The 7,345-nt window shown below is 66.0% G+C and carries 6 protein-coding genes; 1 reads left to right on the top strand and 5 read right to left on the bottom strand.

Annotated elements, in window-relative coordinates; genetic code table 11:
• Positions 1-88: 88 nt before the first annotated feature.
• The 3 genes from KIH79_RS05160 to KIH79_RS05150 all read right to left on the bottom strand — a co-directional run bounded on the left by KIH79_RS05160 (position 89) and on the right by KIH79_RS05150 (position 3,639).
• Entirely contained in the window at positions 89-2,137 is a 2,049-nt protein-coding gene (locus KIH79_RS05160) for a DEAD/DEAH box helicase (RefSeq protein WP_219058437.1), read from the bottom strand.
• 395 nt (positions 2,138-2,532) lie between these two features.
• Entirely contained in the window at positions 2,533-3,243 is a 711-nt protein-coding gene (locus KIH79_RS05155) for an SDR family NAD(P)-dependent oxidoreductase (protein WP_219058429.1), read from the bottom strand.
• A 204-nt stretch (positions 3,244-3,447) separates the two neighbouring features.
• Positions 3,448-3,639, bottom strand: a complete 192-nt coding sequence (locus KIH79_RS05150) for a hypothetical protein (RefSeq protein WP_219058428.1) — start codon at positions 3,637-3,639, stop codon at positions 3,448-3,450.
• Positions 3,640-3,849: 210 nt separating this feature from the next.
• On the opposite strand from KIH79_RS05150, the gene KIH79_RS05145 reads away from it, so the two are divergent.
• Positions 3,850-4,776 carry an AraC family transcriptional regulator gene (locus KIH79_RS05145; RefSeq protein WP_219058427.1) on the top strand — a complete coding sequence of 309 codons (927 nt, stop codon included), beginning with the start codon at positions 3,850-3,852 and terminating at the stop codon, positions 4,774-4,776.
• 186 nt (positions 4,777-4,962) lie between these two features.
• Here KIH79_RS05145 and KIH79_RS05140 read toward each other — a convergent pair whose 3' ends face one another.
• Both KIH79_RS05140 and KIH79_RS05135 read right to left on the bottom strand, forming a co-directional pair.
• Positions 4,963-6,252 (bottom strand): uracil-xanthine permease family protein, encoded by a 1,290-nt coding sequence (locus tag KIH79_RS05140; protein ID WP_219058426.1) that lies wholly within the window; start codon positions 6,250-6,252, stop codon positions 4,963-4,965.
• Positions 6,253-6,418: 166 nt separating this feature from the next.
• Complete coding sequence (locus tag KIH79_RS05135) at positions 6,419-7,231, bottom strand: histidine phosphatase family protein (RefSeq protein WP_219058425.1); 813 nt, start codon at positions 7,229-7,231, stop codon at positions 6,419-6,421.
• Between the last annotated feature and the right edge of the window lie 114 nt (positions 7,232-7,345).

The raw sequence follows: 7,345 nt of genomic DNA, 5'->3' as shown, positions 1-7,345 counted from the left end.
CAGGAGCGTGACTCAGCGAAAGAAAACCGCCACTTGTGTTATGCGGCGCCCAACGGCCAAGGTCAACGGCCCAAGTCAGTGACCCGGGTCAGCGGCCCATGCGGCGGAACGGGGCGCGCTTGATCTTGGAATGACGGCGGCGCGGGCCGTCCGTGTTGCCGTATTTGGCGGCCATGCGACGTTCGTGGCGCTTGACGGCCTCGCCGCGCTCGTCGTGCAGGATGCGGTTTTCATCGCGGTGGATGCGCTTGCCGCCGTTCCTGCCGTCGCCTCCGTTGCCGTAGCGTTCGCGGGATCGGCTCGTACGACGGTCGTCATCGCGGTTGCGGCGATCGTATCGGTCGTTGCGGTCATACCGGTCGTTGCGGGAGCCTGCTTTGCCCGACGGCTTGCCCGACCGGCGATCGGGCCGGTCGCCATGCTCCGCGCGGCGCATGCGGCCGATGCGATCCGCGCGATCGCCGCGGACGTCGCGATCGCCGGATCCGCCGCCGCGGCGCTCCTCGGGATGCTCGAACAGATAGTCGCGCCGCGCCGCTTCCGGATCACGCAGTCCGGCGCGACGATCGGCACGGTTCGGCGAGGGCGCGGCGACGGTTTCGGCATCACGCGCGGTTTCCGTCATCGCGGCGGTCTGTGCGGCGCGTTCCAGCCGCTCGGCGGCGCGACGGCGGCGACGCTCCTTCTTCGCCGCGTTGCGCTGGTGCTCCAGCCGGGCGGCGAGCTTCTCACGCTCCTCGTCCGTCATCGCGTCGGTCGGCTCGTCGATCGGCAGGTGATCGAGCGCACGGCCGAAATCGCCGCCACGGCCACGGCCGGTGCGGTCACGGCCCTTGCGTCCGCGCGGATTGCCGGCCGGCTGCGTCTGGTCAAGGCTCCAGCCTTCCACAAGCTCCGCGGTCTCCCCTATGAGCTCAAGCACTTCGGGCGAATCGTGACGCACCTTGACCGGCTTCACGTCGATGCCGGCGGCCTTGAGCATGCGCCGGGCCTCGCGCCGCTGGTCGGGCGCGACAAGCGTGACGACCACGCCGGACTTGCCGGCGCGCGCGGTGCGGCCCGAACGGTGGACGAACGACTTGGGATCCTCCGGCGGGTCGACCTGCACGACGAGCTCCACATCGCTCACGTCGATGCCGCGCGCGGCCACGTCGGTGGCGACCATCACGTTCACGTCGCCCTGCTCGAACGCGGCGAGATTGCGGTCGCGCTGGTTCTGCGACAGGTTGCCGTGCAGCTCGGAGGCGGGAATGCCGGACTGGGTGAGCTTCTTGGCGAGGTTCTTCGCCTGGAATTTGGTGCGCGTGAACAGGATGCGCTTGCCGACGCCGGACGCGAGCGCGTGCACCATGTCGTTCTTGTCGGACTTCTCGATCTCGAACACGTGCTGTTCCATCGTGTCGGCCGCGTCCTCCGGTTCGGCGACGCTGTGCACCTTCGGGTCGCGCAGGAACTCGCGCACGACCTCGTCGATGCCGTGGTCGAGCGTGGCGGAGAACAGCATGTGCTGCGCGTCGGGGCGGATCTGGCCAAGAATGCGCTTGACCGGCGGCAGAAAGCCCATGTCGGCCATTTCGTCGGCTTCGTCGAGCACGACGACCCGCACGTCGGACAGGACGAGCGCCTCCTGCCGCAGCAGGTCCTCGAGCCGGCCCGGGCAGGCGACGACGATGTCCGCGCCGGACTTGAGGTCGCGGATCTGACGACTGTACTTGACGCCGCCGTACACGGTGGTGGTGGTCATGCCGGCCATCTGCGCGAGCGGCTGGAGCACGTCGTTGATCTGGTTGGCGAGCTCGCGCGTGGGCGCGAGGATGAGGCCGCGCGGATGCGGCATGAAATCGTCGGCCTTGCGCTCCTCAAGGCGGCTCTGACGCACGGCCTTGACGTTGCGGCGGTAGTCGGCCATCGACATGCCCGGCTCCCATGCGGCCTGGCACAGGCGGGCGGCGAGCGGGACGCAGAAGGCGAGTGTCTTGCCGGAGCCGGTGCGGCCGCGGCCGAGGATGTCGCGGCCCCGCAGGGAATCGGGCAGCGTGTCGGCCTGAATGGGGAACGCCTCGGTTTTGCCGTCGGCGGCGAGCACGCGCAGCAGCGGATCGGGCACGCCGAGTTCGGCGAACGGGACGGGATCCATGTCGGCGGCGGTCGTGGTGACGGCGAACGGTTCGGCGGTCTCGCCGGTGAACGTCTTGGCGGGCGTGTCGTTCCTGTGGTTTTTGTGGCCCTTGCGTCCCTTGTCGGACCGGTAGGGCTTCTGGTGATTGTTCTTCGCGAATTTCTTGGGCACGGCGGCCTTTCATCTCAGGTTCTCGCGCAAGGTGCGCAAACTGAGCTACTGTAGCCCATGCCCGATACTTTCCCCCGGTTCCCGGGATTCTTCCGGAAAAATCCCGGGAACCGGACATGTTCGCTTTTGCTTGGGAAAAAGCCGCTGTCAGGCCGATCCCGATGATGCCTTTTGTAAGAATTTGTGAGGTTTCCGGTTCCCGGGATTGTCGGAGTCGATCCCGGGAACCGGAAACCTCTCACTCACACATAATTGCGCTCAATGAGGATGTCGGAGACGGTCAGGTTCGCCTCGTTGACGAGGTTGAACAGGATCACCCCGGCCAGCTGGCCCGCGTTCATGAACGTGTGCTGCTTCTCCTCGGACACGTAGTCGTGGCTGTCGCGGTAGAACGGCGTGTCGATGCCGCCCGGGTACACGCCGACGATCTTCACGCTCGTGCCCTTGTATGCGGCCTTGAGGCTCTGCGTGTAGCCCTTCTCGCCCCACTTGGTCGCGCAGTACACGGATTCGTTCGCGTTGCCGCGCGTGGCGGCGGTGCTCATCACGTTCGCGATCTTGAGGTTCTGCTCGCCGTCGGCCTTGAGCGTTTCGACCGACCACAGGATCATGCCCTTCAGGCCCTTGAGGCACTTGTCGACGTCGGCCGCCACGTAGCCGGTCGGCGCTTTGAACGACGGCTGCCCGGCGTTGTTGATGAGCAGGTCGATGTGGCCGATGGCGGCGATCTCGGCGACCGATTCGCGCACGAACGCCTCGTCGGACACGTCGCCGACGAAGCCGCGGTACGAGTCGGCCGGGAATTCGTCCGCAAGTTCGGCCTGGCGTTCGGCGTTGAAGTCGATGCCGGCGACGAACCAGCCCTTGCCGATGAGCTGGCGGGCCAGTTCGTAGCCGAGCCCGAGCGCGCTGCCGGTAACGATCGCGATCTTCTTGCCGTCCGATGCTGCCATGATGCTGTCTCCTTGCGTCCTTGCGTATTGTGGCTCATGTGCGGCGCAGTCGCCGCGGCGTTGCCGTGAAGCGCGGCAAAACCCATGTCAGCATATCGAACCGGTTAGACCCGTGTTTCGTCCGGCAGCGCCCCGAGCATCGGCACAACGCGACGACGCCGCACAGCGGGCGGCACCGGCGTCATCACGCCATCCGCGAGGCGGTCACGCGATCTGCGCGGCGTTCTTCGGATACCACATCGCCCACCAGTTCTCCTCGTCCGGGTGAGCGAGCTGACGGGCCACCCAGACGCGGCAGGCGGCAAAGAACCGGTCGAGTAGACGGTTGCCTTCGGCGATCAGGCCGGACAGTGCGGCGCCGGATCCGGCATGGTTCTTCAGTGCATGGCTACGCATTGCGATCACTCCTTGTGACAGACGCATCGAAGATGCCCGACATGGCGGAATCGTCCATATCATTGCTTCGATGGATTTGGTATCGCGTCTTCCTCTGCAGCTGGAAGATGCTTCTATAATATGATTTCCGCGTTTTCGACACTGGTGTACCGATTGCATTTCCCGACACGGTAATATCAAAATAGTAGATACGATGATGGGAGGGATGCCATGCGCCCGACGAAGAGGATCACCGTGCTCTCCGACCTGTCGGAGCGCATCGAATACAACATTCCCGAACTGCCGATCTACGCGCGCTGCGATCCGCTGTCGATCTTTCCCGATTGCCGGTGCCCGTGCCACTGGCATCGCGACCTCGAGTTCATTCACGTGATCAGCGGCGACCTGCATCATTTCGTCAACGGCCGGGTCACGGTGCTGCATCCCGGCGAGGGCGTGGTGGTCAACGCAAGCCGGCTGCACTACGGTTTCTCCCCCACACGGCAGGACGTGCGATTCTCATGCGCGGTGATCAGCCCGTCGCTGTTCGAGCATCTGACGCCGCAGGTGACGGCCCGCTGCGAACGGGCGTTCGCGCAGCAGATGGACGATTGCCTGCTCCTGACGCCGGATGTCGACTGGCAGCGGGACGTGCTCATGGGCATCGAGCGCGTGGTGCGGCTGACTCCGGGAGGCGGGGTGCGCGGCGCGGAGAACAGCACCTGCATGTCGCCGCTGCCGGCGGTGGCCGCGGCGATGGAGCTGTGCGACATGGTGCTTGACCGGTTCCGGCCGAACGGCGGCGACGGGCCGGACGAGGGCGAATCCATCGAACAGCGCAACCGCATGAGCGTTCTGGGCATGACCGGCCTCATCCAGCATCGGTTCCGTGATCCGCTCGGATTGGACGACGTCGCGGCGGCCGGAGGCGTCAGCCGCAGCCAATGCTGCATCCTGTTCCGCAAATACGTGGGCCGCACGCCGAACGAATATCTGACCGACCGCCGCATGGAGGAGGCACGCCGGCTGCTGCGGGAGACCAACGGGTCGGTCGCGGAGATCGCGCGGGCGTGCGGATTCTCCACGGCAAGCTATTTCGTCAACGTGTTCCGCAGGCGCGCCGGCATGACGCCCGGCGCGTTCCGCACGCAACCGTGAGCAGCCCGGCGGGATGGACGGCCGCACCGCCCCCCATCCCGCCCGCACATACATACGGCCGTTTTGGGCATAGGAAAAGGCCGTATGTATGTCGGGCCCTCACAGGGATGCGCATACATACGGCCTTTCGTTGTCGCCGCGTCGTGTGTCGGCGGCGGTCACGGACCGTTGGGACGGTGAACCGGGCTACAGGATGTCCGGATCGTCCTTGGCGATGGTGCCGGTGGCCTTGCCGATGGCCTTGAGGCCGTGGTAGGCGACGAGGATGACGATCGTGCCGATGGCGATGCCGTTGAACTGGATGCCGCCGAACGCGAACTCGAACTGGCCGATGGCGATGATCATCACGATCGCGGCGACCATGATGTTGAGCGGCTTGTCGAAGTTGACCTTGTTCTCGACCCAGATGCGGATGCCCATCATGCCGATCATGCCGTAGAGCAGGGTGGTCACGCCGCCGAGCACGCCGGCGGGGATGGTGTTGATGATCGCGCCGAACTTCGGGCACAGGCTCAGCAGCAGCGCGAAGCCGGCCGCGCACCAGTAGGCGGCGGTCGAATAGACCTTGGTGGCGGCCATCACGCCGATGTTCTCGCCGTACGTGGTGGTGCCGGAGCCGCCGCCGAAGCCGGCGATCGCGGTGCCGAGGCCGTCGGCGAACAGGGCGGTGCCCATCTGGCTGTCGTAGTCGCGGCCGGTCATCTGCGCGACGGACTTGACGTGGCCGACGTTCTCGGCGACGAGCACCAGCACGACGGGCAGGAACATCGGCAGGATCGAGAAGTCGACCTGCGGGGTGTGGAACTGCGGGAAGCCGATCCACGCGGCCTTGCCGATGGCGGAGAAGTCGACCTGGCCGCGCACGCAGGCGTACGCGTAGCCGATGATCACGCCGAGCAGGATGTTGAGTCGGCCCGCAAGGCCCTTGAACAGCACGGCAACCAGCAGCACGGCTACGAGGGTGACGAGCGCGGTGTCGGGAGCGGCCTTGAAGTTGTTCCATACGCTGGGAGCCAGGTTGAAGCCGATGATCGCGACGATGGCACCGTTGACGACCGGCGGCATGATGATGTCGATCCACTTCGAGCCGGCGTAGTGGACGGCCACGCCGACGAGCGCGAGCAGCAGGCCGGTAGCCATGATGCCGAAGCTGGCGACGGCGATGCCCTTGTGCGCGGTGGTGACGGCGGTGATCGGCGCGATGAAACCGAACGACGAGCCGAGGTAGCTCGGCAGCACGTTCTTGTTGATGAGCAGGAACAGGGCGGTCGACAGCGCGGTGAAGAACAGCGTGGTCGACGGGTCGAAGCCGGTGAGGATCGGCACGAGGAAGGTCGCGCCGAACATGGCGACGACGTGCTGCGCGCCGATGCCGGCGGTGCGCGGCCAGGTCAGGCGCTCGTCGGGCTCGACGACCTCGCCGGGGGCGAGCGTCTTGCCGTCGCCGTGCAGCGCCCAGGTGAACAGGTTCTTCATAGATGAACTCCTTCGGTTCTCTCCGAGCGGGCGCGTCACATCGCGCGCCCGCGCATCGTGAGCCATTGTAGCCTGTTCACCGGTACTTCACATTTCGACGCACGGCCGATGCACGGTCGTTGCACCGCCGACGCACGACCGATGCGCGCCGGCGCCGCGGCCGGCCTCACAGGTGCGGGTCGACCGCGTGCACCACGTCCACCAGATCGCCGTTGGACAGCGTCGGCTTCTTGAACGATCGCCAGTCGGTCACCTGCACCTCCCACTTGCCGTTCTCCTCGTTGAGCACCGGCCGTGCGGTCTGCTCCCAGCGGAACCGCTTGTACGTGCGTCCGGTCGCCGGATCGCGCCGCGAATAGTGCAGGCACGTGCAGTTCGTGATCTTCCAGTCGTCGGACGCGGCGCGACGCATGAACTCCTCGTCCGACAAGTCCTCGAGCACGAGCATCAGCGCGAGCATCAGATCACCGTGGCTGACCATCACCACCGACTGCGCGTCGGACTTGCGGTCGAGCGACGTGAGCAGATTGTGCACGCGGTTCTCGGCCACGTCGGCGATCGACTCGCCCGCCGGCGGGCGCCAGTACAGCGGATCCGTGTTCTTGAACATCCAGTTGCGCGGGTAGTTGCCGCGGAACTCGTCCTTGGTGATCGTGTTGATCTCGCCCCACGAGCGTTCGCGCAGCACGCGCGTCTCCTCCCATTTCGCCTTCGGCAGGGCCATCGTGGCAGCCGTTTCGCGCGTGCGCACGAACGGCGAGACGAGATAGCGGTCGAACAGCTGCTGCTGGTCGACAAGCCAGCGGCCGATGCAGTCGGCCTGCTTGCGTCCGGTCGCGGTGAGGCGCCACGACCGGTCGGGCACGGTGACGTTGTCCTGCGTGTACAGCGAATCGTCGCCCTGCTCGCCGGCGCTGATGATCACGTTCGCCTCCGACTCGCCGTGCCGGATCACATACAAATCAAGCGGCATTCCCATGGCCGTGTTCCTCTTTTCGCATAGCACTTCGTTGTCTAACCGTATCGTACGGCAACGTTGCCGAACCGGCCAATGCGTCCGCCGCGGGAAGAATTCACCGATCGTACAGCCGCG

The sequence above is a fragment of the Bifidobacterium miconis genome (assembly GCF_019331735.1).
Lineage (GTDB): Bacteria > Actinomycetota > Actinomycetes > Actinomycetales > Bifidobacteriaceae > Bifidobacterium > Bifidobacterium miconis.
Note: the sequence above shows the minus strand (reverse complement) of the source record. Positions and strands in the feature narration are given on the sequence as shown.

What these genes read in the sequence shown, in the direction of transcription:
- KIH79_RS05160 (WP_219058437.1), bottom strand. Translation starts at nt 2,137, where the DNA reads ATGGATCCCGTCCCGTTCGCCGAACTCGGCGTGCCCGATCCGCTGCTG.
- KIH79_RS05155 (WP_219058429.1), bottom strand. Translation starts at nt 3,243, where the DNA reads ATGGCAGCATCGGACGGCAAGAAGATCGCGATCGTTACCGGCAGCGCG.
- KIH79_RS05150 (WP_219058428.1), bottom strand. Translation starts at nt 3,639, where the DNA reads ATGCGTAGCCATGCACTGAAGAACCATGCCGGATCCGGCGCCGCACTG.
- KIH79_RS05145 (WP_219058427.1), top strand. Translation starts at nt 3,850, where the DNA reads ATGCGCCCGACGAAGAGGATCACCGTGCTCTCCGACCTGTCGGAGCGC.
- KIH79_RS05140 (WP_219058426.1), bottom strand. Translation starts at nt 6,252, where the DNA reads ATGAAGAACCTGTTCACCTGGGCGCTGCACGGCGACGGCAAGACGCTC.
- KIH79_RS05135 (WP_219058425.1), bottom strand. Translation starts at nt 7,231, where the DNA reads ATGGGAATGCCGCTTGATTTGTATGTGATCCGGCACGGCGAGTCGGAG.